General features: G+C 68.6%; 24 protein-coding genes. 18 read left to right on the top strand and 6 right to left on the bottom strand.

The window, feature by feature from the left end; translation table 11 throughout:
* Positions 1 to 2: 2 nt before the first annotated feature.
* The 5 genes from A949_RS0113110 to A949_RS0113090 form a co-directional block, all read right to left on the bottom strand.
* Entirely contained in the window at positions 3 to 392 is a 390-nt protein-coding gene (locus A949_RS0113110) for a DUF742 domain-containing protein (RefSeq protein WP_019356469.1), read from the bottom strand.
* Entirely contained in the window at positions 389 to 832 is a 444-nt protein-coding gene (locus A949_RS0113105; RefSeq protein ID WP_019356468.1) for a roadblock/LC7 domain-containing protein, read from the bottom strand. The genes A949_RS0113110 and A949_RS0113105 overlap by 4 nt, the downstream gene beginning before the upstream one ends.
* Positions 829 to 3,096, bottom strand: a complete 2,268-nt coding sequence (locus tag A949_RS0113100; RefSeq protein ID WP_158687578.1) for a nitrate- and nitrite sensing domain-containing protein — start codon at positions 3,094 to 3,096, stop codon at positions 829 to 831. The genes A949_RS0113105 and A949_RS0113100 overlap by 4 nt, the downstream gene beginning before the upstream one ends.
* A 205-nt stretch (positions 3,097 to 3,301) precedes the next feature.
* Positions 3,302 to 3,496, bottom strand: a complete 195-nt coding sequence (locus A949_RS0113095) for a hypothetical protein (RefSeq protein WP_019356466.1) — start codon at positions 3,494 to 3,496, stop codon at positions 3,302 to 3,304.
* Positions 3,497 to 3,994: 498 nt separating this feature from the next.
* Positions 3,995 to 4,498, bottom strand: coding sequence for an ATP-binding protein (locus A949_RS0113090; protein ID WP_026004606.1), 504 nt, complete (start codon positions 4,496 to 4,498; stop codon positions 3,995 to 3,997).
* 670 nt (positions 4,499 to 5,168) lie between these two features.
* Between A949_RS0113090 and A949_RS0113085 the strand changes: the two genes are divergently transcribed.
* Positions 5,169 to 6,197 carry an XRE family transcriptional regulator gene (locus A949_RS0113085; protein ID WP_237735817.1) on the top strand — a complete coding sequence of 343 codons (1,029 nt, stop codon included), beginning with the start codon at positions 5,169 to 5,171 and terminating at the stop codon, positions 6,195 to 6,197.
* A 33-nt stretch (positions 6,198 to 6,230) separates the two neighbouring features.
* Positions 6,231 to 7,136: a phosphotransferase family protein gene (locus tag A949_RS0113080; protein WP_019356463.1), complete on the top strand. Its 906-nt coding sequence runs from the start codon at positions 6,231 to 6,233 to the stop codon at positions 7,134 to 7,136.
* A gap of 292 nt (positions 7,137 to 7,428) precedes the next feature.
* Here the strand turns inward: A949_RS0113080 and A949_RS0113075 are convergent, their stop codons facing one another.
* Positions 7,429 to 7,881, bottom strand: a complete 453-nt coding sequence (locus tag A949_RS0113075; RefSeq protein WP_237735816.1) for a nucleotidyltransferase domain-containing protein — start codon at positions 7,879 to 7,881, stop codon at positions 7,429 to 7,431.
* Positions 7,882 to 8,352: 471 nt separating this feature from the next.
* On the opposite strand from A949_RS0113075, the gene A949_RS36405 reads away from it, so the two are divergent.
* The 16 genes from A949_RS36405 (at position 8,353) to A949_RS0112995 (ending at position 24,880) form a co-directional block, all read left to right on the top strand.
* A complete protein-coding gene (locus A949_RS36405; RefSeq protein WP_086022654.1) occupies positions 8,353 to 8,826 on the top strand; it encodes an ATP-binding protein in 474 nt (157 codons plus the stop codon).
* Between the two features lie 990 nt (positions 8,827 to 9,816).
* Positions 9,817 to 10,365 (top strand): hypothetical protein, encoded by a 549-nt coding sequence (locus A949_RS36400; RefSeq protein WP_237735815.1) that lies wholly within the window; start codon positions 9,817 to 9,819, stop codon positions 10,363 to 10,365.
* A gap of 395 nt (positions 10,366 to 10,760) precedes the next feature.
* Positions 10,761 to 11,237 (top strand): hypothetical protein, encoded by a 477-nt coding sequence (locus tag A949_RS0113070; RefSeq protein ID WP_019356461.1) that lies wholly within the window; start codon positions 10,761 to 10,763, stop codon positions 11,235 to 11,237.
* Between the two features lie 201 nt (positions 11,238 to 11,438).
* Positions 11,439 to 12,029, top strand: coding sequence for an SAF domain-containing protein (locus A949_RS0113065; protein WP_019356460.1), 591 nt, complete (start codon positions 11,439 to 11,441; stop codon positions 12,027 to 12,029).
* A gap of 188 nt (positions 12,030 to 12,217) precedes the next feature.
* Entirely contained in the window at positions 12,218 to 12,823 is a 606-nt protein-coding gene (locus tag A949_RS0113060; protein ID WP_158687577.1) for a hypothetical protein, read from the top strand.
* A 221-nt stretch (positions 12,824 to 13,044) separates the two neighbouring features.
* On the top strand, positions 13,045 to 14,133 hold the full coding sequence (locus tag A949_RS33280; RefSeq protein ID WP_019356458.1) for a CpaF family protein: 1,089 nt from the start codon (positions 13,045 to 13,047) through the stop codon (positions 14,131 to 14,133).
* Positions 14,133 to 15,050: a type II secretion system F family protein gene (locus A949_RS0113050; protein ID WP_037706279.1), complete on the top strand. Its 918-nt coding sequence runs from the start codon at positions 14,133 to 14,135 to the stop codon at positions 15,048 to 15,050. The genes A949_RS33280 and A949_RS0113050 overlap by 1 nt, the downstream gene beginning before the upstream one ends.
* Positions 15,051 to 15,142: 92 nt before the next feature.
* A complete protein-coding gene (locus A949_RS0113045; RefSeq protein WP_337463244.1) occupies positions 15,143 to 15,940 on the top strand; it encodes a type II secretion system F domain-containing protein in 798 nt (265 codons plus the stop codon).
* A 56-nt stretch (positions 15,941 to 15,996) separates the two neighbouring features.
* Positions 15,997 to 16,197 carry a hypothetical protein gene (locus A949_RS0113040; protein WP_019356455.1) on the top strand — a complete coding sequence of 67 codons (201 nt, stop codon included), beginning with the start codon at positions 15,997 to 15,999 and terminating at the stop codon, positions 16,195 to 16,197.
* 3 nt (positions 16,198 to 16,200) lie between these two features.
* A complete protein-coding gene (locus A949_RS0113035; protein WP_019356454.1) occupies positions 16,201 to 16,608 on the top strand; it encodes a TadE/TadG family type IV pilus assembly protein in 408 nt (135 codons plus the stop codon).
* A gap of 77 nt (positions 16,609 to 16,685) precedes the next feature.
* Positions 16,686 to 17,066, top strand: coding sequence for a TadE/TadG family type IV pilus assembly protein (locus A949_RS0113030; protein ID WP_019356453.1), 381 nt, complete (start codon positions 16,686 to 16,688; stop codon positions 17,064 to 17,066).
* Positions 17,063 to 17,518: a pilus assembly protein TadG-related protein gene (locus A949_RS0113025; RefSeq protein WP_019356452.1), complete on the top strand. Its 456-nt coding sequence runs from the start codon at positions 17,063 to 17,065 to the stop codon at positions 17,516 to 17,518. Before A949_RS0113030 ends, A949_RS0113025 begins: the two co-directional genes overlap by 4 nt.
* A gap of 37 nt (positions 17,519 to 17,555) precedes the next feature.
* Positions 17,556 to 20,513 carry a BTAD domain-containing putative transcriptional regulator gene (locus A949_RS36395; RefSeq protein WP_078565417.1) on the top strand — a complete coding sequence of 986 codons (2,958 nt, stop codon included), beginning with the start codon at positions 17,556 to 17,558 and terminating at the stop codon, positions 20,511 to 20,513.
* 838 nt (positions 20,514 to 21,351) lie between these two features.
* On the top strand, positions 21,352 to 22,485 hold the full coding sequence (locus A949_RS36390; protein WP_026004602.1) for an AAA family ATPase: 1,134 nt from the start codon (positions 21,352 to 21,354) through the stop codon (positions 22,483 to 22,485).
* Positions 22,486 to 22,566: 81 nt separating this feature from the next.
* A complete protein-coding gene (locus tag A949_RS0113000) occupies positions 22,567 to 24,444 on the top strand; it encodes a VWA domain-containing protein (RefSeq protein ID WP_019356447.1) in 1,878 nt (625 codons plus the stop codon).
* Between the two features lie 73 nt (positions 24,445 to 24,517).
* Positions 24,518 to 24,880: a hypothetical protein gene (locus A949_RS0112995; RefSeq protein WP_019356446.1), complete on the top strand. Its 363-nt coding sequence runs from the start codon at positions 24,518 to 24,520 to the stop codon at positions 24,878 to 24,880.
* The last annotated feature ends 98 nt before the right edge of the window (positions 24,881 to 24,978 follow it).

Raw genomic sequence — 24,978 nt, 5'->3', positions numbered from 1 at the left:
CCTCAGTTGGCACGCTGACTCCCCTCGATCTCGTTCTCGTAGTTGCGGCGCAGGCCGTGCAGTACGCGCTCCATCAGGGCGTGCGAGACGTTGTCGTTGCGTGACATGTCCAGCGGCTCCCGGGCTTCCACCAGCCCGTGGGCTTGCAGGTCGGCAATGAGCACGGTCGCGACACCGACGGGCAGTTCCATATGTCCGGCCAGTTCTGAGACGGCCCGGGGCGTGGGGCACAGGCGCAGGACCTGGTGGTGCTGCTCGCTCAGCGGCTCACGGCCCGCCTTGGCGCACACGGTGATCTGGGTGGCGATCCCAAGGGCGGCGTCGGGGGCGCGAGTCCGGCCGCCGGTCGCGGCGTAGGGCCGTGACCGGCGGCCGCCCGATGTCGCGGTCACCACGTGTTCCCCGGGGCGAAGACTGCGCGCCGCTCAACATCCAGCAGGGGGCCGAGCTGGTCAGCCAGCAGGGTCAGTTCGTACCCGAGCTGCCCCAGGGCGGCGTCCTTGCCCGCGTACAGGGCGATCACGCTGCATTTGCCGGAGCGGCTGGTCACACACCAGCCGCTCTTCATTTCCACGATGATGCGCTCAGCGTCGTCGTCCTCGGTCGCTGCGACGCGTTGTGCGAGGTTCTTTAGCCCGCTGGCCAAGGCGCCGCGACGTTCTCCGCGATCCCGGCGGGCCGTGGCGGGGTCCTTGTCGGGATCACCGGTGGGCTCGGGCCAGCCGCTCATGTACTGGAAGATGCCGTCGTCGGAGACGACGACCGCGCCTGTCACGTGGGCGATTTCCTGTACGCGCCGGTCGAGGATCGCCTGGATCTCGGGGTTCGTCACGGGGTGCCATCCTTCAGATCGGTCGACTGCTGAGTGAGGTACTGGGCGGCCTGATGCGTGGCGGCCTGGTAGCCGGACCACGCCTCCGCTACGTCACTCGCGTCCGCTGCGGACGGCGGCGGGGCGGCGGGAGCGGGAGCTGAATCGCGAAGAGCGGGGTGGACGTGCTCACCGGCCGCGCGGCGCGGTAGCGCAGGTGCGTCGGTGTCGGTATGCTCCGGCAGCCCGGCGGCGGGCTGCACCGGGGTCGGCCGTGGCGTCTCGGTGGACGCGCGGCGCGGCGAGACCCCTTGGCCGGCCGCGGCCGCCTGGGGGACGGACGCGGCGCGGCGAGGCAAGGGCACCTGTTGCCCCCCGACCGGCTCCGGCAAGGGAGTCGGCGGAGCCTCGGCAGGGAGCGGCTGTGCGGCGGGGGCCGGAGCGGATGCCTTATTGTCGATCATCACGACCGCTGTGACCCCGCCGTAGGCGGAGCGCCGCAGCTCCACGCTCAGGTGGTGGCGCATCGCGAGCCGGGCGACGACGAAGTGGCCCAGACGCCCGCGGCCGGCGGCCATGGCCTCGAAGGTGGCGTGCTCGGGCTGGGAGAGGGCCTTGTTCGCGGCGTCCAAGTCCGGTTGGCTCATGCCGCCGCCCGCGTCCTCGATATCCAAGGCAGCGCCGTTGACGACCGTGCGGCTGCGCACGGTGACGTGGTCGTTGGAGAAGCGGAGACCGTTGTCGAGCAGAGCGGCCACGACCTGCAGGACGCCGCCCACATGCTGGGGCGTGACGTGGAAGTGGAGGTCCACTTCGTTGCGGACCCGCTTGGGCTCGCCGGTCTCCACCGCGGCATCGTTGACCAGATCCAGCAGACCCTTGGGCTGGTTATAGAGGAACTGCTGTGTGCTGCTGGTCAGAGCGCTGAGGTTCTCCTGGTGGCGGCGGCTGGCGGCGATGGCGCCGTCGGTGGTGATCAGGTCATCGAGCAGCGGATCGGCATCAGGCCGGTTCATGACCTTCTGCATCAGATCGAGGGACCGGCCGATCTGCCCGAGGGTGCGGTCGGTGGTGGCCGCGACGAACCCGTCCAGCCCCTGGCGGTCAGCGGCCTGCTCGGCGGCCAGCCCCACGGTTCGGCGCTGGGCGTCGACCAGGGCCTTCTGCACGTGCCCGAACTCGTCCGCTTCGTCGGGGGAGGGGAATTCTGCCTCGGGGTTCACCTTTTCGCCTCGGCGCAGGCGGCCGACGACCGTCGGCAGGCGCTGCGACCCGTCTTCCGTCTGAGTGCGCAGCTGACGCAGCCGCGCGGAGATGGACCGGGTGAGCCAGATGATCAACCCGGCGATCGCGATGATCGCGGCGATGCTGGCGAAGACCTGGAGGAGGGCGCGGTTGCGGACCTCGTCGGCGCGCTGGAAACCGTGGGCGAGGAGCCCCTGGGTGCGTGCCAGGTTAAGCTTTGCGATCTGCCCGCTCACCTGTCCATGGGAGGAGTCCCAGCGGGCCAGAGCCGACCCGTCGCCGATTTGGGGGTTTCCGGCCTCATCAGTGGGCGGGGTGATCACCGAGCGCTGTGCGGCCTGCAGGGCCTTCCACTCGCGGCTGGTGGTGATCTGGTCGTAGAGCGCCCTCTCCTTGCGCGGTAGGTAGGGGGCGATCCACCGCTCGTACATGACCTTCCCGGTCCCGTACGCCTCGGCGAAGTCGGCGCGATGGGCGGGGGTCATGTGCCCGGCGGCGCGGGCCTGCGTGATCAGCATGTCCTGCTGGGACAAGGCGTCCGAGGCGTAGAAGAGCCCGACCAGCGGCCTGGTTTCCAAGGTGAGATCGGGATCGTCCATCGCGGAGAGGGCCTGGTAGAACCGGATCATCTTGATGATCAACTTCGTGTAGTAGTCCGTCGCCGCGTCCGCACTGCTGGTCCTCGCGTTCACCTTCTTGCGGACCGCAGGGAGCGTGTGGAGGTGGGAGTAGATCGCCTCGACGTACTCCCAGCGATGCCGCTGGTCGCTGTGCAGCTCGGTCCCCGACAGGCGACGGAACGACTTCAGCCCCGCGTCGGTCGCCACCCGCTGCTTCTCCAGTGCGGCCTTCGCCTTCGCTGTGGGACGGGCCAGGTAGGCGGCGGTCAGCTTCCGCTCCTTCTGCGCTCCGGTGAACAGCGGCAGGCTTGCCTCGCCGCCCAAGCGGCCGGTCGCCGAGTCGTTACGCAGGTTGGTCTGCTGCTCCCAGTCCGGCACCGCGTTGACGATGACCAGCCCCAGCAGGGCGGCGATCGCCACAGCTGCGACCAGCGTGAGGCGCGAGCGCACCGTGAGCCGTCGTCGCACGGTCCTCGGGGCGCGGTGGGAACGTCGGAATTTCGTCGTCATGGAGCCTCAGACAGTCGTCGGGTGGAGGTGGGCGAGCTGGAGGGCTGCCGAGGTGCGGCCTCCCGGCCGCAACATGCAGGGGGGAGCGGACCGGTGCTGCGCCTCAACGACTGGTCTAGAAGCGGATGTGGCCGAGACTGTCGAGGACAGCCGCCACCACGTGGCCGATCGTCGGCGCCAGCGAAGTGGAGGCCAGGTAGAAGCCCAGCAGTACGCACACCACGGCGTGTCCGGCATGCAGTGCGGAAGTGCGACACAGCACTACCGTGATGACCAGCAGTGCGAATGCGAAGGGGGTGTGAACGATCACGATGGGCGGCCATGTCGGTCACGCAGCTGATTGACGCAGCTGGGAGCGGCACTCGCTCAGGAGATCGTGCAGACGCCGCGGCTCCGTCACCACAGCCCCGGGCCCAGGCGCACGCCATTGAAGAACACAGCGTGGTGCGTAGGGGGCGCCGCTGCACTGCCACATGCCGCGGCGGCACGTGGAGTGGGCTGCCGTCCACCACACGGCGGTGCCAGTCGGCACCGGGATGAGCACCCGCGTGTGCGCAAGGCACTCCAAGACAGGCCCCACTGGCGACGGCTCCTCCAACAGCCGCTCCAGAGCCGTCATGCCCAAAGCAGTACTGGTCTCTACACTGTCGCGCTCTGGCACGAGCAGCGACACGTCGCCAGCACGAGCGGCTCCCCTCTGGACGTGCCATGGGTAACGACTCCACTGCACCTGCATCACGAGAGACTCCGAGGCGATGAGACATAGGTAGGAAAAACCTGAGGTATCGGTTCGACACCAGCGCCCTTGTCACGCCGACTGAGGCAGGGCGTGGGCCGTGGGGGACTGGAAGAAGGCCCAGATCCCCTTCCCCTGAGCTCCGTCCGGGAACGGTCGGGGTACCGCAGTCCAACCGTCCGCGAGCGCACTGACGAGGAGCAGACCGCGCCCGTGAGTGGCCTCTGCCGAGTCCTTGGCACTGCACAACGGCGCTCTGGGGGAGTTGTCGGCCACCAAAACTCCGACGATGTGATCCGGCATGAGAACCGTCGCGATGTCGATTGACTCGTTCTCACCCGGCGGCCTGGTCCTGGCGTGCTGTACTGCATTGGTCACCAGTTCGCTCATGACGAGAACGACCCGCTCGCTGAAATCGCTGCACTTGAGGAAGCCCCATGTCGCAAGCTGCCCTCGAGCGAAGTCTCGCGCCTTGCGGACAGCCTCCGCTTCGCACTCGACCGCAAGCTTGGCGTGTTCGGCTCCGACACCGTCGGTGGCCATCGCTAGGAGCTGCCGGTCCATCATGCTCGTCATCACGCCTGCCTCTCAGGTCTGACGGGTGCCGCCGGGCCTGGCCTGTTGACCAAGAGGACGGCGCCTGCAAGCTCGACGGACGGGGCGTCAGTTCTCCTGGCCGGCGAGTGCTGTGGGCTTCCGAGGGAGCAAGATTCGTTCTCATGCCCCGGACGGGCAACAGCCGCTGATCACGAATTCGTGACTCGCCTACCGCTACATTCACGAATTCGTGATTACGCATTGAGGTCGCGACGGTTCTGACGCAGAGTAGGTGAGCTGTCACTGGACTGGCAGCGAGGTGAGCCTGGTGAGGGGAGGGAAGATGGAGCGCCGCTCGCATCGCCCGTCATGCGCGCACCGGTTGCGAAGGGAAGCCGCTGGCCGAGGTCAGTCCGTCAGCGAGATCGCATTGGCGATCCATGACCACTGCCTTGTGTCTCTACTGCGTGCTCATCGTCTGGCTCGAGGTCTCACCCTCAAGCAGGCGGTTGACGGCCTGAACGAGCTGACGGAGGGGCCTCCTCGAGGGCCTGGAGTGGACACGGCCGCACTGGGGCACTGGGAGACGGACCGTCGGCCACACTGCAACACGATCCGATTGCTCTGCACCTTCTACGAGTGCGAGTCTCAGGATCTTGGGTTCGACCTCGCGGTGAATACTGTTGTCCCGCTCCCGTCTCATGATCCGGTGCCGGCTGAGCCTGCACTGTCTTCCTCGCGAACCCTCTCAGAGACCGGTGCGGGCGAGACACTCGAGCAGCGTGTCGACGCTGCTCGACGGTCGATCGACCGCACCCTTGCTGCCGGAACTGTCAGCACGCCCCAGCTGGACCTTCTGGATGAACAGGTGCTTTGGGCGCGGAAGGAGTACGTTTCCATGCCACCCGCGCCGATGCTGAAGATCCTTCTCGACCAGTTGGCAGAGGTGGGACGGCTGGCCGCGGAACGGCAGCCGGCCTCGATGCAGGCGCGGTTGTCCGAACTCACGGCCATGCTGGCGACGCTGATCGCCGACGCGCTGATGAAGCTCGGTGAGCTGACCAGGTCGCAGACCTGGTTCGCGACAGCTCGCAATGCCGCGGACGACAGTGGCAACGCGGAGCTCCGGGCGCGGGTGAGAGCACAGGCCGCGATGCTTCCCTTTTACTACGGTCCCGTGGAGTCGGCTGTCTCACTCGCCAGGGAGGCTCGGATTCTCAGCAGGAGCCGTCCCAGCGCGACCGCCGCTTTCGCGGCAGCGGCGGAGGCGCGAGCCCTCGCGCAACTGGGCGACTCAGAGAATGCGGAGTCGGCGCTCCGGCATGCACTACTCGTGTTCGAGAAGAGTTGCGCTGGCGTCGACACCGACAACGATGCCTTCGCGTTCCCGGAACGGCGACTTCTGCTCTACAAGAGTGGGACACTGACGGCTCTCGGTCGAACCAGCCAGACACGACGTGTGCAGGAAGAAGCCCTGCGTCTATATCCCAGGCGGACCGGCATCGATCCGACCCTCCTTCGCCTTGAGGCAGCTCTATGCCTTGCACTGGACCGCAGCCCGACAGAAGCCTGCCAACTGGCCGGAGCGACGTTCCTGGAGGTCGATCCGGCTCACCGTACGCCGATCGTGGAAGAGCGCGCCCGCAACGTCATTGATGCTATTCCGCCCGCTATACGGGGGCGTCGGGCAGCACGTGAGCTGCGGGAAATCCTTGCCCTGCCTCCAGGACAGATGTGACAGCAAGGTGGGTGGTCGGCGAGCCTGGAGCACATGACAGAACCTGCGCCGACCCCCGGCGGGTACGACGAGTCCGAGCTGTATCAGGTCCTGGAGCAAGGGTGCGCGGTTGCTGGGCTTGATAGCCGCGACGCACGCCTTTTGCGTGGACACACAAACGCGGTCGTCCTACTCGAGAAGGAGCAGGTAGTTGTCAAGATCGCTCGTCGGGGATCCTGCCTCGACGACGTCGCACGCACTGTAGCCTTCGCCCGTTGGCTCATGGATGTCGGCTTCCCTGGCGTCCCTTTGCACCACGTGGCCCAGCCTGTTGTCGTCGATGGGCACGGCATCACCTTCTGGACGTATCTACCCCAGCCCGAGCAGCCTGTGGAAGCGCAACAGCTGGCCAGGCCCCTCCACACACTGCACTCCCTGCCCTCGCCCGAGCTCTCCCTCCCTCAGCACGACAACATCAGGGCGATCCGACGCTCACTGTCCGCCATCACGTGTCTGCCGCCCGACTCCGTCCAGTTCCTCTCGGAGGAGGCTGATCGCCTAGAGAAGGACCTCAGCCAGGTGGAATTCGCCATGATCAGGGGGCTGATCCAGGGCGACCCGCAGCACCGGAACGCGTTGCACACAGGCGATGGCGGCGCTGTCCTGTGCGACTGGGACACGGTGGCGTACGGTCAGCCCGAGTGGGATCTGGTGACAGTTGAAGTCCACTGCCGACGGTTCGGCTACGGCCCAGGCCACTACCAGGCTTTCGCCGACACCTACGGTTGGGACGTTACGCGCTGGCCGGGCTACCCGACCTTGGCCGCCATCCGTGAGCTACGCATGATCACGACAAATGCCCGCAAGGTACGCCACGCGCCTGCGAGCCTGGCAGAAGTACGGAGACGGGTGGAAGGACTTCGTCGCAGGGACAGCGGCATGCAGTGGAGCATCCTGTGACGTAGGCGCGATGCCTACTGGCGCCGCAGCGAGTCAGGCTGTGGCGCCAGATGGTCATCAACTGCTGATATTCGCAGCACAGCTGCTCATGCCCCGTTTCCGTAGGGGATCTGCCTCCTGACCAGGTCGTTCGGACTTCGACAAACCCGAGCTGGACAGGAGGCCCTGCCTTCATGCACGCAGAAGCCGAAGATCACGCGACCGAGTCACCGCACTCGAACTGGCACCCAACAAGATCGGTACGACTACCGCTTCTCAGCCCCGGGGAAGCGCGAGCCCCACCGCTGATCGGCTAGCAGGCACCGAGAAGGTCGGCACAGACGCCTGCTGGGTCATACAGCACGCGGACACCGTCGGTGATGACGCGATGCGTCCCGGGGTCGACGGGATCCGTCTTTGCCCAGTTCGGAGAGCCAATGTTCATCTCGACTTTCAGTCCGGAGGCCGTGGAGTAACGTCGTTCGGTGATCGGCCCCCATGACCTGGTCCGGATCAGCTCGCCCCGCCCAAGCTCAGCAGGCCAGCCATCGTTCAGGAGGTATCGGGATTCGTCCGTGGTGAGCAGGACGAAGTCGATGTCGGAGTCGGGTTCCGCGGCACCGCGAGCGCATGATCCGACCAGCAACAACCCGACGACGTCTTCGCGTTCGCTCGCCCAACGTGTGGTCCGGTCGATGACCTCGCCGATCTCCGCGGCCCGCTCCGGCGGCAGCACGCCTGGAACGCTGACTGGCTGATCGCGCACCTCGATGTCCCCTGACGAATCGCCGACGCTGCCTTCAGGCAGCCTCTCAGGCCCTTTCCGTAATTGCTACCGACCATGCCGGGAGACGCGAAGGCTCACAGCCGTGGCATGCAGCGCTCCAGCCCATGCGCTCGTTCCATCACCTGGGGAATTACGTGAACTCACCCCCGGCGAATTACGCGATCGTCCACACCCGAAGCTAACTGGAGGACTTCGGGAGAGGCGTGTCACCCGTTCGGTGGGCTGAAATTCCGCTCTTGTACCGCTCGGCGGTGTCGTCGTCGTGACCCAATGGGCGATTCGCCGGGAGGTACCGATGCCGTCCCTCACCCCCACTGTCTGTCTACTGATCTTCTCCGTCTTCTTTGGAGGTGCATCGCTCGCGTATGAACCGGTACGGACCTGCTTGGACCCCGGTCCCGGGCGGCACCGGCGCGGCGGCGGTCGTCACGCTGCCCGAAGGAGCGCACGGTGAGCGCCCCGCCCCGGGCGGGAAGCGGCATCGTGGTCTACCGCTGGAATGACAGCACGCCGCTACCGACCGCAGAAGCCCGTCTAGCGCTGGGCGAAGCACTGGCCCGTTTCGGGGTTGAAGCAGAGGCGCGGGAGGATTCCCAGCTTGTGCTGTCGGAGCTGGTGGCCAACGCGGCCGAGCACGCCTGTGGACCGTACGAGGTCCGATTGCAGCGCATATTGTCGGGGTGGGTGTGTGAAGTGCAGGATGGTGATCCCCGACTGCCCGAACTTCCTCAGCTCCCGCCCGATCCCCTCTTTCTTCCTGAGGAGCAGAGCCGCGGCGTTGGGCTGGAGTCGCTACTGAGCTTGTTGGGAGAACGGGGGCGAGGGTTGCACGTGATTCATCAACTGGCCGGCGGCAGATGGGGCTTTTGCCGCACGGGTGCGACGAAGGTGGCGTGGTTCGTGGTTGGCGCTGCCGCCATTTGAACCACCTGGCGGCGGGTGGCGTCGGTACCCAGCTGGCCTATCCATAACCGCACGTCGTGCGGGCCCGGATCAGCCTCGGCGATCCTTCGAGCTCTGAAGAGGGGCCACGCATCGTTTCGGAACCGACCGTGGCCCCAACTATAGGGGCGTTCGGCATGTACAGAAGTTGAAGAGCTGGGAGTACCACCGGGAGGCGGGACGAGTCCGGTGTGGATTCTCTCGATGGCGTGAAGTGGAGACCCGACGGTCTCAGCGTCGGGTCCACCCCACATCCCGGGCGGGTTCATACGCACATCCTCGTCCGGGGTGGATAGGAGCTGCGTGGCTACCCAGTTGAGCTTGTCTCCGCGCATGCGGACCTTGGTCCACCTCGTCTCGCCCGAAGTTGCTCCACGATCGCTCCCGTAAGCCACGCCTACGGCTCGATCGCGACGACGGCCGGCGGATCGGATCACCGCGCTCGTCGTTGTCACGTAGCAGCCCTTCTTGGCCGTCACGGTGCCCGTGGCGGTGAAAGGTTCCCCGGCCCTCGCAAGGGGCGTCATGCTTGTCCGCGCCAGCAGCGCTACGGCGTTGGCTCCCCTCACACCCGCCTGCGCAACACCTCCCGATACGTGGGCGTTACGGCGGATGTTCCAGTGAACACCCTGAGGAGATAGAGATGTTCGGGAAGCGAGCCCCGGGCTGGCTATTCCTCCTCCGGCTGTGACGGGGGTCTGCGCTGCGTGCGGTTGCCTGCCTCAGCCCTCCGTCGACTCGCCGTGAGCGCGTTGCCCCAGTAGTCCGACGGGCGAAGGAGCCTGATCCGTCGCCTTCCGGGAAGGTTCGGCGCGTTAACGGTGACAAGGCTTGCCGGGTGTCTCGTCACGAGCGCAGGGCAGGCCGGAGGTTCCCAGCCGGTAATTGTCGTATCACTGTGAGTGGTTAGAATCGGCTGGCTACCGCTACAGTTCGTGCTCCACCGAACTCACGAGGTCATGAGGAGTGTGCGTGGTTCTGACGCGTTCCCCGCGGCGCTGGATGGCGCTTGTCGCGGCGCTGGGCGCGACGACGCTTGTGACGGCTGGTTGTTCGGGCGGTCCATCGGAGCCCAAACCGTTGCCCGAACAGTCCGTACGGGAGACCGTGAATCCCGGCACCCATTCGTCGGTGCGTCGGGAAGCGCTGTCTGCCTACCGGGCGATGTGGGGTGATCTCGCTCAGGCGTCGAAGACGTCGGATCCTTCCTCAAAGCGCCTTGATGACCACGCTGAGGGCGGCGCTCTTCAGCTGATGAAGTATGGCCTTCGGAGTTCCCAAAAGGACAAGCTTGTTGGTAAGGGAACGCCCCGTCCGCATCCCGAGGTGATCTCTGCGAAGAGTGGAAAGGTTGTCATTCGAGACTGCGTCGACGGCACCGATTGGCTGCTGTACAAACGCAATGGCGAGCCGGAAGACAACAACCCGGGAAGTCATTTCAAGGCGGATGCCACGGTCAAGCGCAGCAAGGGGACTTGGAAGGTATCGGACCTGTACATGCACGAGGCCGGGTCGTGCTAGCCGGATCGTCGCGGACCCGCGCGTGGCAGGGCGCAGGGGCCACTCTCGCCGGAATCATGTTTGTGTCACTTCTTGGGCAGCCCGCGATGGCGGAGGAGATTCGAGAACGGTTCGGTGGCGTTACCTGCACACCAGAAGGTTGCACGGTCCGTGCGGGGAAGGCGGCCTCTTCAGCCACAGGCGCCCGGAGCAAGTCATCTGGACCTTCCCCGAAGGCCCCTCCCGCTCGCTCTGGTGGGCGTCGCGCCGTTGGTAGCGCGAAGTGGGAGTTGCCCGACCTGAAGTCCAGTCACGGCTTTGGAGGGATTCGCGGCGGGATGGCGCCTTTCCTGGTGCCTCCAGGCGCTCAGGGGCGTTCGAAGGGACAACCTGGCAAGGCGAAGCGGAAGGTGTCGGTGGCTGAGGTGGCGCAGGCGGCGGTGGAGCAGCTGCGATTGCCGAGGCCGGTGATTCGTACGAGTCCGGCTGCTGATTTCACGCAGGTGGTGCATGTGCCGACGTGGATGTGGGTGCAGTCATCGTCCTGGGGGCCGGTGTCGGAGTCGGCGTCTGTCGATGGGGTGACGGTGACGGCGACGGCGAGGCCGCGGAAGGCGGTGTGGTCGATGGGTGATGGTGCGTCGGTGGTGTGCCATGGGCCGGGTACGCCGTATTCGGCTCGGTTCGGGGCGCATTCGTCGTCGCCGGACTGTGGCCATACCTACCGGCGTGCATCGTTCTCGGAGCCGGGCGGGAAGTACCGGGTCAGGGTTCGGGTGGTCTGGGATGTTACCTGGCGCGGGGCTGGGGATTCCGGGGTGGTTCCCGGCATAGCGATGACTGCGGAGCAGTCGCTGTCGGTGGACGAGGTCCAGGCGGTCGTCACTGCCTGACCTGTGACCTGTTGAAGCAGCCCCTCCGGAATGCCGGGCGGCGTTGTAATCGTCTTTTCTTTGTGCGAGGTGTTTGTGGGTACCCCCTTGTCTTCTTCCCCGCCGAAGCACGCGGGCACGGGTGTTCCCGGAGCGCGTTCAGGCGGGTCTGGGCAGCACCCTGCTCCGGTAGCTGGGGCGCGGCGTCGGCGTAGGGGCTGGATGTGGGGCGGGGCCAGTGCGGTGCTGGTCTCGGCGGTGGGGTTCACCTGGATCGTGTCGGCGGTCGGCGAGCGCGCGGATGTGCTGGTGCTGGCGAAGGATGTTCCGGCGGGCAAGGTGCTGACCGCGAAGGACCTGCGGACCGTGCAGGTAGCGGCCGATTCGGGGGTGATTCCGGTCGAGCGTCGCAGTCAGGCGCTGGGGAAGCAGGCCCGGGTCCCGCTGGTGGCGGGCTCGCTGCTCGCCCCGGGCATGGTCGGTCACTCTGCCGCCTTCCCGCCGAAGGGGAGCTCCCAGGTCACGCTCGGGCTCGAAGCCGCCGCCGCTCCCTCGAACCTGGCGCGCGGCGACCGGGTGGCCATCCTGCCCGGCCCGGACGACGGAACACCGGCCGGCCACAAGGACGAGGAGGCCACCGAGGAGCTGCCAAGCGCGGTGGTGGGCACCGTGGCAGGAGCGAGAGCTGCGAAGTCTGCCGGGGGAGTGCGTGAGGTGCGGGTGCTGGTCGCCACGGCGGCGGCTCGCCGCGCCACGCAGATCGCGCACCCGCGTCTGGTGGTCCTCCCGGCGAGCAGCAGGGAGGCGCCCTGATGCGCCGGTTGATCGCCCTCGGGTCGATCGCGGGTGCCCCCGGTGTGACTACTTCGGCGCTGGCGCTGGCTGCCGCATGGCCCCAGGGGGCAGATGGCGGGGTGCGGCCGGTGGTGGTGGAGGCCGGTGTGTGGGGTGGCGATTTGGCGGCGCGGTTTTCGCTGCCGCACAGCCCAGGGTTGCTGGATGTGGCGGCTGTTGTGGGGCAGCCGCAGCCCGGGTCGCTGCTGGGGGCCGCCAGGGAGCTACCGGTCGGGGTGCGTGCGGTGCTGGCTCCCAGCGGCAGGGGACCGTGCACGGAGGCTGTGCGGCTCCTCGGTGGTGACGGAGGGACAAGGGTGCTGCGGGGAGAGGAGAAGGACTACGGCAGCATCCTGCTCGACCTGGGGCGCCTCACCATCGAGACGCAGAAGTTGGCCCGCGCGGCCGACGAGGTACTGCTCGTTGCCCGAGGGGGCGCCGAAGCCCTGGCACATGTCTATGCCCAGGCGTCGGACCTGGCGCAGGGCGCGGGCCGGCTGACGCTGTGTGTGCTGGGGCAGTGCCCCTACGCGCCGAGCGAGGTCAGTGCGGCGTTGGAGATCGAGAACGTGGCGCTACTGCCCTGGGATGCAAAGAGCGCTGATGTGCTGGGTGGCACACGACACGGACGACTCCAGCCCGAGGGCCTTCGCACCTCGTCCCTGCTCAGAGCAGCGCGCCAGCTGGCTGGGCGACTGATCGAGTCCGGGCAGGGCGGCCCCTCCCGCGCCGGCTTCCTGGCGGACGTGCTGAGCGAGAGGAGTATCCGGTGACCGTCACCGCAGGGAATGCCGCTGACCCAGCCGGCGTGACGGGGCTGGCCGCTGCGGTGCAGCAGCGCGTTACTGTCCGTCTGGCCGAGTACGCGCATGAACGCGAAGCAGCCGCTCTGCCGCCCGAGAACGAGCAACAGCGTCGGCACACCATCAGCCAGCTCCTGGCCGAAGAACTCGGGCAGCAGCGCAGGGAGGCACTAGCGCGAGGAGGCCGGGCCATGGGCCCGGAAGCCGAGCGGGAGATCACGCAGCGGGTCACCGATGCGCTGGTGGGCGCCGGAGCGTTGGAGCGCTTGCTGGCCGACGAGAACGTGGAGAACATCTGCGTCAACGGCTCCGACAACGTCTGGGTCCGTGACGGCCGCGGCGACTGGTACCGCTCGGCCCCGGTGGCGTCCTCGGACGCGGAGCTGATCGAACGGCTGCGGACACTGGCTGCCCGGACCGAGGGGGAGGAGCGGCGCTTCGACCGCGGCGTGCCGCGGCTGAACCTTCAGCTGGCCGACGGCTCCCGGCTGTTCGCCGTCATGGCAGTCACCGACCGGGTGGCACTCTCCATCCGCCGGCATCGCCTCAAGCACGCCACCATGACCGACCTCGTTCGGCTGGGTGTGTGCGACGACGGCATGGCGGGGTTTCTGGCGGCGCTGGTGCGGGCGCGGAAGAACATCATCGTCGGCGGGGGCACCAACGTCGGCAAGACCACCGTTTTGCGGGCGCTCGCCTCGGAGATTCCGCCGCATGAGCGGCTGGTGACCATCGAGGACACCTTCGAACTCGGCCTGGACGCCCATACCGCAGCCCATCCGAATGTGGTCGCCATACAGGCCCGTGAACCGAACATCGAAGGCGCCGGCGCCGTCGACCAGGCGGAGCTGGTTCGCTGGGGGCTGCGCATGACGCCCGACCGGGTGATCGTCGGCGAGATCCGCGGCAGCGAAGTCATCCCCATGTGCAATGCGATGTCGCAGGGCAACGACGGCTCGCTCTCCACCATCCACGCCTCCACCTCGCGTGGAGTGTTCACGAAGCTGGCGGCCTACGCGGCTCAGTCGCCGGAGCGTCTGTCGCTGGAGGCGACGAACCTGATGGTGGCCTCGGCTGTGCACTTCGTCGTCCATCTGGGCTGGGATACCGGCGGACGGCGCTGTGTGGATTCCGTGCGGGAGGTCGTGGACGCGGACGGCGCGCAGATCGTCTCCAACGAGGTCTACCAGCCCGGCCCCGACCGGCGCGGTGTGCCTGCGGCGCCGCTGCGTGCGGAGACCGCCACCGAGCTGGCCGCTGCCGGATGGGAGGCGCGGTGATGAGTGTGCTGCCGATGGACGCCACGATGGGTGTGCTCACCGCCGGGCTCGGTGCGACGTTCGGCGCGGGAGCTGTCGCCATGGCACGCGGTGTGAAGCCCCGGCCAGAAGCGGAGGACGACACCGCCGGGAAGGCCGGGGGATGGCGGTGGGCGGCGCGGCAGATCCCGCCTGGTTGGCGCAGCCGACGCCGCATGGCCCTGGCCGTATTCGGGGGAGCGGTGACCGGCGCCTTGACGGGGTGGCCGGTTGCCGGCGTGCTCACGGTCATCGGAGCGATCACCTTGCCCGGTCTGCTCGGCCCCGATGTCCAGGCGCGGGGGCGTACGGAGCGGCTTGAGGCGTTGGCGACGTGGACGGAGATGCTGCGCGACACCCTCTCGGCCGCGGCCGGGATGGAGCAGACCATCCTCGCCACCTGCGACATCCCGCCGGCCGCGTTGGAGAAGGAACTGCACGCGCTCGCGGCAGCCGTCCGTGAAGGACGACCGCTGCCCGAGGCGCTCGAAGGCTTCGCCCACCAAGTCGACGACCCGGTCGCCGACGTCGTGGTGACTTCCCTGGTGATGGCCGCCCGTAAGCAGGCAAGCCAGCTCGCCGCCCTGTTGGGGGAGCTGGCCGACTCGGTACGCGAGCAGGTCGCCATGCGCCAGCGGGTTGAGGCCGGACGGGCCAGCATCCGCACCGGAGTGCGGGTGACCGTCACCGTCACCGTCGGCATGGCCGTGGGGCTCACGGTCTTCAACCGCCCCTACCTCGACCCCTTCAACACACTCTCCGGGCAGGTGGTGCTGGCCACGGTGGGCGCCCTGTTCGCCCTGTCCTTCACCTGGATGAGCGTGATCAGCCGCATCGAAGAGCCCGTCCGTCTCCTCACCCCCTCGCACGCGGGCGCGACCACGGGGGGTGCCCAGTGATCGTCCCGATTCTCGGAGCGCTGTTCGGCGCAGGAGTCGCAGCCCTCGCTTTCGGCCTTCGCCCGCCCCGCGTCGCCCTGACGCAGGTTCTGGTGACCATCGAGACCCCCGCACCGGCCGAGAGCGCACCACCCGCTGCTGAGGGGGAGTGGGCTACCCGGCTGGGCAAGCGGGCCGTACCCGTGGTGCGCGTGCTGGGATGCCCGACCGGTGCGTTGCGATCCGACCTCGCGGTCTGCGGGACAGACATCGAGGCGCACCTGGCAGGAAAGGCAACGTGCGCCATGGCCGGTCTTCTCATGCCGTGGGCGGCTGCTGCCCTGTTCACTCTCGCCGGTGTGCAGGCCGGCGGCTGGTGGATGCCGCTGTCGGGGTCCCTCGTCCTCGCGGCGGCATTGTTCTTCGCCCCTGACCTGGCGGTGCGTAAGCAGGCGGAGGAGCGACGACGCGAGATGCGGCACGTCCTCGCCGTCATCCTCGACCTGACCGTAATCGGCCTGGCCGGTGGTGCAGGAGTCCAGCAAGCCCTCGCACAGGCCGTCGCCGCACCGCAGGGCTGGGCCGCGGGCAAGGTGCGGCACGCCTTGCACGTCGCGGAGCTGACCCGCACCAACCCCTGGCCGCACCTGGCCGGCCTAGGCCGCACCCTCGCCGTGTCCGACCTCGTCGAACTCGCCTCCACACTGGAGTTGGCCGGCAGCGAGGGCGCCAAGGTCCGAGCCTCGCTGACGGCGAAGGCCCGCGCGATGCGCAGGCGCCGCCTGAGCGAAGCCGACGGCGCAGCGCAGGCGGCCACCGAGCAGATGTCCCTCCCCCTGGTCGGACTCTTCGCCGCCTTCCTGCTGCTCATCGGCTACCCGGCACTTGCCCACGTCCTCGCCGTCGCCTGACCCGCCCGGCTCCGTCTCTCCCCACCTGTACGTACTGCACGACGAAAGAGCAGCACATGCGCCACCTCACCCGCTTCTTCCACCGCCTCGCCTCTGCGGAGCACCGGGCGACACTGCGCCAGAAAATCCGCCGGGACGATGGCTACACCACCGAGACCATCGTCGTCACAGCACTCCTGGCGCTTCTCGCCATCGGCGCGCTCAGCGTGATCACCGCCAAGGTCCTGGGCCGGGCCAACGGCATCGACCTGGGCTGAAGCATGCACTCCCAAGCCTGTGCCCTGCGCGAGGACCGAGGTGCGGCCACCACACAGCTGGTCATCCTCTTCCCGCTGTTGATCCTGACCTCCCTGGTGGCGGTGCAGCTCGCACTGGCCTGGCACGCCCAGCACATCGCGCAATTCATCGCCCAGGACGCCCTGGCAGCCGCCCGGCCCCAGCACGCCAGCGCCGCCGACGGCCGGGCGCAGGCCCGGCACCGCATGGGCACCCTGGCCGGACGGATCCTCACCAGCCCGCACGTGGACGTGACCCGCTCACCCACCCGCGTGAGCGCTCACGTGACCGGCGGTGTCCTGCAGGCCGTACCCCTGCTGGAGCTGCGCGCCTCCGGCGCCGCCGCAGGGGCCACCGAACGCCTCACCACACCCGAGGACGGCCAACAGTGAACCCCGCAACCCGTAGCCGCCAGACCGCGTGGCCCCGCCTTCTCCCAACGCCGGAGCGCGACCGAGGTTCGAGCACGGTGGAGCTGGTCTTGCTCGTTCCGCTGATCGTCCTGCTCGGGCTGGTCACCGTCGCGCTCGGACGACTCGCCGACGCGCGCCTGGTCGTGGGCGATGCGGCGCACCAAGCCGCCCGCGCTGCCTCCATCGCCCGCACCGAGACAGCCGCCCGCACCGCAGCGCAACACGCCGCAAAAACCGCTCTGGGGAACGCGCGGTCCTCCTGCACACACCCGCAGGTATCCCTCACCACGGCGGGACTGAAGCCCGGAGGGGCAGTCACCGCGAAGGTGACGTGCACCGCGGACCTGGCGGACCTCTCGAAGACCCGCATGCCGGGCACCGTGCAGCTCCAAGGGAACGCGATCTCCCCGGTCGACACCTACAGGAGCACGACATGACCCCGCTGGCTCGCCGCTTCCCTCCCGGGCTCTATGACCTCCGGGAAGGCGGGCGGGAGGACCGGGGACAGGTCGTCGTCGCCGTGGCCGGTGGCGTGGTGGTGCTGTGGCTGTTCGCGGGCATCGTGATCGACGGCGGCCTGGCCCTGGCCGCCGCCGCACGCGCCCAGGACATCGCACAAGAAGCCGCCCGAACCGGAGCACAACAGGTCGACGTGGACCAGCTGCGCCACGGCACGGTCCGGCTGCGCACCGCCCAGGCCGAAGCCAACGCCCGACGCTACGTCGCCTCCAGCGGCGACAGCGCCACCGTGAGCACACGGCAGGACAAAGTCACCGTCCGCGTCACCCACCGCCAGCCCACCCAGATCCTCAAGCTCATCGGCAAACACACCTTGACCGCACGAGCGGGCGCGACGGCACACGCCCAACGTGTCACCTCTGCGCACTAGCCAGCCCGATGCAACGGCGAGAAGGGCGAACCAGGCCATGAAACCGACCGCTCCCCAGCGAAGGGGCTCCGCCGCCGTCACCGCCCTGGCGACAGGCGCCGTCACCGCAGCCCTGCTGGCCGGAGCGCCCTACGTGCTCTGGCAGGCAGGCGGTACCCCTTGGCCCTCCAGCGTCACCTCCCTGGGCGACCTGGCCGCCAGGCTGGACCAGCCGCTCACCGACCCCCTCGCACTCGACCTGTTGTCACTGGCCGGATGGGCCTGCTGGGCCGCCTTCACGGCCAGCCTCCTGCGCGAATCATGGTGGTACACCACCCACCTGCCCCACCTGCTCCGGGACCGGACAGCCCACCACGAACACCTGGCCACAGCATCGATCAAGGGCTCACTCGCCGCGTTGTGCGTCGGCACCCTCGTCGTGGCGCTGCTGACCGTCTGGCGGCCCCAGACAGCCGCAGCCCGGCCCCACACCATCCCCCAGCACACAGGCACCCAAGCCACCCTCAGCGCCCCGCACCGCCCAGGGACGACAGCACAGACAGGACCGACCGACGATCCCACCGCGGGCGGCGGGCAGAAACAAGCACGAACCGACCAGGCATACATCGAGTACACCGTCGCCGAGGGCGACTGCTTGTGGGACATCGCCCACACGCACCTGGGAAACTCGGTGAAATGGCCGCGCATCTTCGCCGCCAACCGCGACCGCCTCCAACCAGACGGCCGTCGCCTGACCGACCCCAATCAGCTTCAGCCCGGCTGGCTCCTGCGCCTCCCCATGCCGGCAGCCGACTCCCCGCCATCCAGTAGAGCTTCGCCACCGCCGCCTGCAGCACCGCCGGCAACCTCGACACCGGCACCTGATCAGGCCGACCCTGATGAGGCGCGCGCGTCAACGCCGGGCGAGGACCACCGCCGGCACGAGGCAGAAGACAAGCGCGAACAAGTCGATGCACTACCGGCCTCTCACGGATCCGCGGCGATCAGCGTGGGTGAAGCAGGCGTCATCGGCATCACCACGGCAGCCGGGCTCCTCGCCGCGCTACGCCTCTACCGCTTCCATCAGCGCCGCCGCGCCCTCAACGATCCCGAAAGCAGCCAAGGGAGCCCGGCCAGCGAGCCGGAAGACCTCGCAACCGTGGTGCAGCAGGCAACCCGCGCCGCCCAAGAGGCGGACCTACCCCGCGCCGCACCCGATACAGGCGACCTGCTCACACGCCGTACCCCGCCCCCACCACCGCAGCCCGAAGGCGTCGTTCCTCTCGGCACCCGGGACGAGGTAGAAGTATCGCTGGAGGAACTCGCCAAGACCCGCTCGTGCACCTGGACCGGGCCAGGCGCCGAGGCCGCCCTCAGAGCCCTGCTGATCAGCATCCTCACAGCGGCTGAACGCCGGCGCCCGCAGCCACCCCGTGTCACCGCGGCTCTGCCCAGACAGCTCGCCGTCCGGCTCCTGCCCACCCTCCCACCCCACGTTCGCGGCCTGATGCAGGGAGCCGACCTCGACGACGCGATCCAGGCAGGCCAGGAACACCTCCTCGCCCACGCACGCCACCACGACATCCTGGAGACGCAGGAGAAACACGAAGGGTCCCGCGCAGCCGACGGTGCGCCGACCGGAGACCCTCATCAGCCCGACACACTGGTGCTCATCGCCGACCAGGTATCCGGCCACGGCGCCGAGCTGACAGCCCTGGCCGAACAGGCCCCCTCCGGCACTCTGACCGTCCTCACCCTGGACGCTGTGCTTCCACAAGCTGCTCGCTGGCACATCGGCCACGACGGCACGACAACAACAAAGGGCCGTGCGGCACCAACATCCAACAGCGGCACCGGAGAGGCCCCTCTGCGCGTCTTCCACGTCACCGAAGACGCCAGCCGAGAGATCTCCAGCCTGCTTCTCGGAGCCCACGGACAACCACCTCGCCAGCACAGTGAAGCCGCCCCGAGCCGGGCAACTCCCGCAGACCCCACCGAGCGCAAGACCGAGGAGACGGCTGAGGACGACGACAGCGACGGCGAACCCCCGGCCGACCCCTTGCACACAGCGGACAGCCAAGCAGCCGACGAGCAAGCCGAGCCCGTCCGCTCATCGCCCAGCACGACCGCTGAAACCCCCGAGGAAACAGCACCCGTCCGGCTGCAACTCCTCGGCCCCATCACCCTCTACGCACGCGGCAGCGACGAGCCCATCGGCAACCACCTACGAGCCGAAGCCCGCGAGTTCCTCGCCCTGCTGGCCTCCCACCCAACCGGACTTCTCGCCAGGGACATCGCCGACAACCTGCGCCTGGCCGGCGGAGCCGAACAGCACGCAAAAGAACTGAAGAACCTCCGCCGCTCCATCCGCCGCATTCTCCGCGCCGCCACCGGACTCCAGCACGCCGAATTCATCCACCTCAGAGGAGAATTCCACAAACTCGCACCCGGACTCATCGATACCGATCTCTCCACTTTCCGGCAGAAAATCAATGAACTGTCGACCGCTGCCGGAAGCGGCTGTATTATGGCTGCACGGGATATTCTGGATGATTACCGCGGCCCCTTCTGTCAGGGAGTCGACCTGCTGTGGGCCGACGGAATCCGGGAGAATCTCGCACGGCAGGCAGCGGACGTCGCGATCCGTGCGGCACGCCAAGCCGAGGCAAGCGACATCCAGCAGGACAGGCACAACGCACTCGACCTTCTGGACCGCCTGATCAGCCTCCACCCCGACACCGAAGCGCTGTACCAGCACTCGATCCGTCTCAACCAGAACGCAGGACGTCCAGAGGCCGCCCAGCACACCTACCAGAAGCTGACACGCCAGCTGGCCGAGCTGGGACTGGAACCGGACGCAGCCACCCGTGCCCTGCTCGCAGCCCGCACCACAGCCACGCTGCCACGTTCCCGGCCCAGCGCAGCCGGCGCGCACTCCCGTCCTCGCAGCAGCGCGCGCACCGCAGGCCGAGGCGAGGAGAAACCTCCCCAGGCGCCACGACTGTCGCGACGGTGAACACACCGGGCGTCGAGCCGGATGTCGTCCTTGGAAACGACACCCCTCCACGCCGTGCCTGTGCAGGTCAACAGGCAACGAGCCACCCCTGAGCGAGCCCGACCGTATATCGGTGCAGACAACATCCCGATCTTCAGGAAACGGCGCGCGGCCCAGCCGCCTTCCCTGTCATCCCAGCTCGAATCGCCCCGGCGCCGGCATGCGTCCCTATCGCCTGCCTGCCCTTCCGTCCCCACCCTCTCCTCCCTTGCTCCTCCAACAAGGCCAGCAGCGGCGGCACCTCGGCGAAGCCGGGTGCCGTCGTCGCCGTGCCGTCGTCGCCGTGCCGTCGTCGCCGTGCCGTCGTCGCCGTGCCGTCGTCGCCGTGCCGCCGTCGCCTCGACCGGTCGTGTGACTCCCCAACAGCCGTGGTGCCTTGGAAGCTGTCGCGCCGGACCCACGGGACGACACTTCGAGTCGTGGACCCGTGAATTCCCCTAACAAGGCACCGTGAATTCGCGGAAATTGCAGCGATTCGCAGTCAGGGTATTGCTTGAGCGTGCGCCGGGGGCGAGTTACGGTCGTCGTGTTCCTGAAAAACAGGAAACGGAAATCCCCCGTTAATTGACCGCGCGAAAAGCGGCTGCCGGAGAAGTGCATCGGTTGAGGCGCTTCGATGAACATGAAGTCTCGCGCAGTCCCGCCGTGCCGCGCTGATCACCGCTAGTTCGAGGACCTGTTGCACCGTACGGGAGGTACCCCCATGCCAAAAACCGCTGCCCCTGCTTCCGCCGTTCCCGCCCCCCACACGGCCTCTGCTCCCGCCGGGAAGACGCGGCCCGGGGAACTGCGGGCCCGAGTGGCACGGCTGCTCGCCGACAATTCCAACCGGAACTTCACCGTGGGGGAGGTGGTGCGGGCGTTGGGCAACTCCGGCGGAGCCATCGGAAACGCGCTCGAGAAGCTGGTGTCCCGAGGCGAGGCCGTCCGGGTTGTCACCAACCCGCGCACCTACCGGGCTAACGGCGCAACGGTCGCCGCCGCACAGGCAGCGAGCGTCACTCTTCCCACCCGGCGCCAGTCCGGCCCCTCCTCCGGTACGGGCCCCCGGCCCGCCACGCCTCCGGCGGCCGATGCGACGCAGCCCTCGCCCCCTGCTTCCGAGCCCGCCCCGACGACCGGCGCGAAGAGCGGCAGGCCCCTACCGATCACGCGGCCTAACGGGATGACCTACCATCCGCGCGAACTGGCGCAGATGCCGGACGTGGAAGCGCTCCGCAACCTGCGGAACGCAGGGGTGCCGGTGCTGTTGTACGGGCCGCCGGGTACCGGCAAGACCTCGGTGATCGAGGCGGCCTTCCCCGACCTGATCACACTGGCCGGGGACGGTGATACCGAGGTCGCCGACCTGATCGGCGAATACACCCAGTGCGAGGGCGGCGGATACGAGTTCGTCTACGGCCCGTTGGTCACAGCCATGCAGGAGGGTCGCCCGCTGCTGGTTGACGACGCGACCCTGATCTCGCCGAAGGTGTTGGCGGCGCTGTACCCCGCCATGGACGGGCGGCGGCAGATCCAGGTCAAGGCGCACAAGGGCGAGAAGATCACCGCCGCCGAGGGGTTCTACGTGATCGCCGGACACAACCCCGGGGTCCACGGCGCCGTGCTGACCGAGGCACTGGCCTCGCGCTTCTCCGTACAGATTCAGGTGGGCTCCGACTACGACCTCGCCGAAGCCCTCAAGATCCGCCCGAAGGCGGTGACGATCGCCCGGAACCTGGCCCGGCTCCAGGACAAGGGCGAGGTCGGGTGGGCGCCTCAGCTACGTGAACTGCTGGCCTTTCAGAAGGTCGAGGCCGTGCTGGGCACCGAGGCAGCGTTCGCCAACCTGATCGGCATCGCCCCTCTGGAAGACCGGGACGTGGTTGCCGAACTCGTCCGCAAAGTCACCGGACACCGCGCGCGACCACTGTCCCTGGGCCACCAGCTCTGACCACCTCCGACTGCCCGGCGGTGCCTGCCCTTGCGCACCGCCGGGCCCACCCCAACACCTGATGGAAGGGATCTCTGAGGCATGCCTGCACACGCTCACGTTCAGCACGGACCGCCCCCGCCCGCCGAGGAGGAGCTCGGGCTGGCCCGATGGGAGGACGATGGCGCCCCACTGCCCACCCCGCCCCTGTCAGCGGCCCTCCGGGAGGGTGAATGGCTGCGGATCGGTGCCGAACTCACCGCCCGCATTCCCGAACTGGCAGGCCGCCGCGACGTAGTGGTCAGCTGCCTGCCACGCACACGCGCGGGCGCCAAGGCATTGTTCATCCCGGACCTCGCTGCGATGGAAGTCGACACCTCCGTCTTCGCCCCGCTCCGTCCGGCCGAGATCAGTCCGGCCCGTGCGGGAGACGAGGAGAAGTACCCGGCGGCGTGGGGCGCCGTAGTGCACGAGGCAGCTCATGCCGCGCACTCGTGCTGGGCGCCGCCTTCCTCACTGCGAGGCACCGCTGTAGACGCGGCGGCAGCTTTGCTGGAGGAGTCCCGCGCCGAAGCCGCACACCTGGCCCGCCGCCCGCACGACCGCCGCTGGCTGCGCGCGTGCGTGGCCCGGCTCGTCATGCCCGACTTCCCCACCTACACCCCGCCCACACCATGGGCCGCCGCCTACGCAGCAGGGCTCATCCTCGCCCGCCGGGATGCCGGAATCCTCGATGAAGCCGAGACCCACGCCCTTCACAAGGCCGTGGCCGCCATCCTCGGCAGCGACCTCCTCGCCACACTGGCCCACATCTGGCAGACCGCCCACCAAACCACCGACACCGATGGCGGCGCCATGCTCGACCACGCGCGCGCCTGGTGCAAAGCCCTCGGACAGAACCCGAGTCAGCCCGCACCGAAACTCGGCACAGACCCCGGGACAGAACGGGAAGACAAGGCGACCGGTCCCGAAACCTCCAGCGCAGAAGGGCTGGAGAAGGCCGTCAGCCGAGTCGTGCGGCGGGTTGCCGCCCGCGAAGCCGAGGCCGCCTCCGCAGCGGTAGCGGCGGAGGCGGCGCGGGAGGCACGGGCCCATGCGAAGAAGGAACAGGCCGCCCGAGCACGGCAAGCCGCCAGCATGGCCAAGCAGGTCTTCGCCCCCGGCCGGAACACTCCCTACATTCCCCAGCCCGACCCCTTGCGCACGCCACCGACGAGCCCGACGGCCGGATCCCGGGCGCCGCACCCCAAGGAGAAGGCAGCGGCGGGACAGTTGGCCCGCGCCCTGCGCAACGCCGCCCACCGGGAACGCGTGACGATTCAGATGACCTCGGCCGCGCCCCCCGGACGGCTGAACATGCGCGGGGCGCTGGCCCGGGATGCTCAGGCGGCAGCAGGAGCCACACCCACCGCGCGCCCATGGCGCCGCACCCAACACCGCAATACGCCGACCCCACCGCTGCGCGTGGGGATCGCTGTCGATGTCTCCGCCTCGATGCGGGAGGCCGAGGACCCTATCGCCTCAGCCGCATGGATCCTTGCCAAGGCCACCTCCATGACGGACCCCGATTCCCGATCAGCCACAGTCGCCTTCAACCTCGGCGTGACCGCCATCACCGCGCCAGGCCGCACCCCCGCCCAGGTCCCCCGATTCCACGCCAGAGGCGGCGGACACAGCCTGGCCGAGACCCTCGACGTGTTGGACAGCGGGCTCGACCTCACCCGCCCCGGCGCCGCCCGCCTGGCCGTCATCGCCTCCGACGGCCGCTACGGACACCACACCAGGAGCCAGGCAACCGAACGCATCACCGCCTTGAAGAAGTCCGGATGCGCGGTGCTGTGGCTGACCTTCGCACCGCCCACCTCCGACCCCCTCGAAGGCCCGCTGCCCGGCGCCATCCACGTGGAACTGACCAACCCGGCTGACGCAGTAGCCGCGATCAGCAAAGCCGCAACGGCCGCCCTCACCACCGCCTCATGACTCACACGACGGGGTGGGGCGGCGGCCCGGCCGCCCCACCCCGTCGGGCCCACCACAGGAAGGACGAAGCACCATGTCTGAACCCCAGCCGCTGACCGGAACCCGCGCTGTTCGGGATGCCCTCGGGCCCGGCGCCGGGAAAGTTCTGGCCACCCATCGCGCCAGTGGCGGCGCCGTCGGCGCCCTGGCGGCAGCCGTGGAGGACGCTGCGGGCGAAGCCGACCGTCTCCACGCCGACCTCTGCGACCAGGTGGACGACCTACTGCACGAGCCGCCCGAACTGGCCGAAGCGGACTCCAGCACCCTCCACCTGCTCCAGCACGCCGGGACACACCTGGCAGTACTCGCTGCCCGGTGCGATCAACAGTGGGCCGACCTCGACACCCTCCTCAGCTACCTGCGTCACGCAACGTCCCAGCCGAACGACCCGCGCTGACGAAGGCCCGGCCTCCGGAGCCTTCGGCCCCGTGAATTGCCGGGGCGCGGCGCCTACCGCACCCCGGCGGCCACCGGGCGGCCTGCTGCCACGGGTGA

It is taken from the genome of Streptomyces sp. AA1529 (assembly GCF_000280905.1).
GTDB lineage: Bacteria > Actinomycetota > Actinomycetes > Streptomycetales > Streptomycetaceae > Streptomyces.
The sequence above is the reverse complement of the archived record's forward strand: the minus strand, read 5'-3'. Positions and strand labels throughout refer to the sequence as shown.

Excerpts from the sequence above, each read along its gene's own strand:
- A949_RS0113090 (WP_026004606.1), bottom strand. The coding sequence starts at position 4,498 with ATGACGAGCATGATGGACCGGCAGCTCCTAGCGATGGCCACCGACGGT.
- A949_RS0113080 (WP_019356463.1), top strand. The coding sequence starts at position 6,231 with ATGACAGAACCTGCGCCGACCCCCGGCGGGTACGACGAGTCCGAGCTG.
- A949_RS0113065 (WP_019356460.1), top strand. The coding sequence starts at position 11,439 with ATGTGGGGCGGGGCCAGTGCGGTGCTGGTCTCGGCGGTGGGGTTCACC.
- A949_RS33280 (WP_019356458.1), top strand. The coding sequence starts at position 13,045 with ATGGGCCCGGAAGCCGAGCGGGAGATCACGCAGCGGGTCACCGATGCG.
- A949_RS0113050 (WP_037706279.1), top strand. The coding sequence starts at position 14,133 with ATGAGTGTGCTGCCGATGGACGCCACGATGGGTGTGCTCACCGCCGGG.
- A949_RS0113040 (WP_019356455.1), top strand. The coding sequence starts at position 15,997 with ATGCGCCACCTCACCCGCTTCTTCCACCGCCTCGCCTCTGCGGAGCAC.
- A949_RS0113035 (WP_019356454.1), top strand. The coding sequence starts at position 16,201 with ATGCACTCCCAAGCCTGTGCCCTGCGCGAGGACCGAGGTGCGGCCACC.
- A949_RS0113025 (WP_019356452.1), top strand. The coding sequence starts at position 17,063 with ATGACCCCGCTGGCTCGCCGCTTCCCTCCCGGGCTCTATGACCTCCGG.
- A949_RS36395 (WP_078565417.1), top strand. The coding sequence starts at position 17,556 with ATGAAACCGACCGCTCCCCAGCGAAGGGGCTCCGCCGCCGTCACCGCC.
- A949_RS0113000 (WP_019356447.1), top strand. The coding sequence starts at position 22,567 with ATGCCTGCACACGCTCACGTTCAGCACGGACCGCCCCCGCCCGCCGAG.
- A949_RS0112995 (WP_019356446.1), top strand. The coding sequence starts at position 24,518 with ATGTCTGAACCCCAGCCGCTGACCGGAACCCGCGCTGTTCGGGATGCC.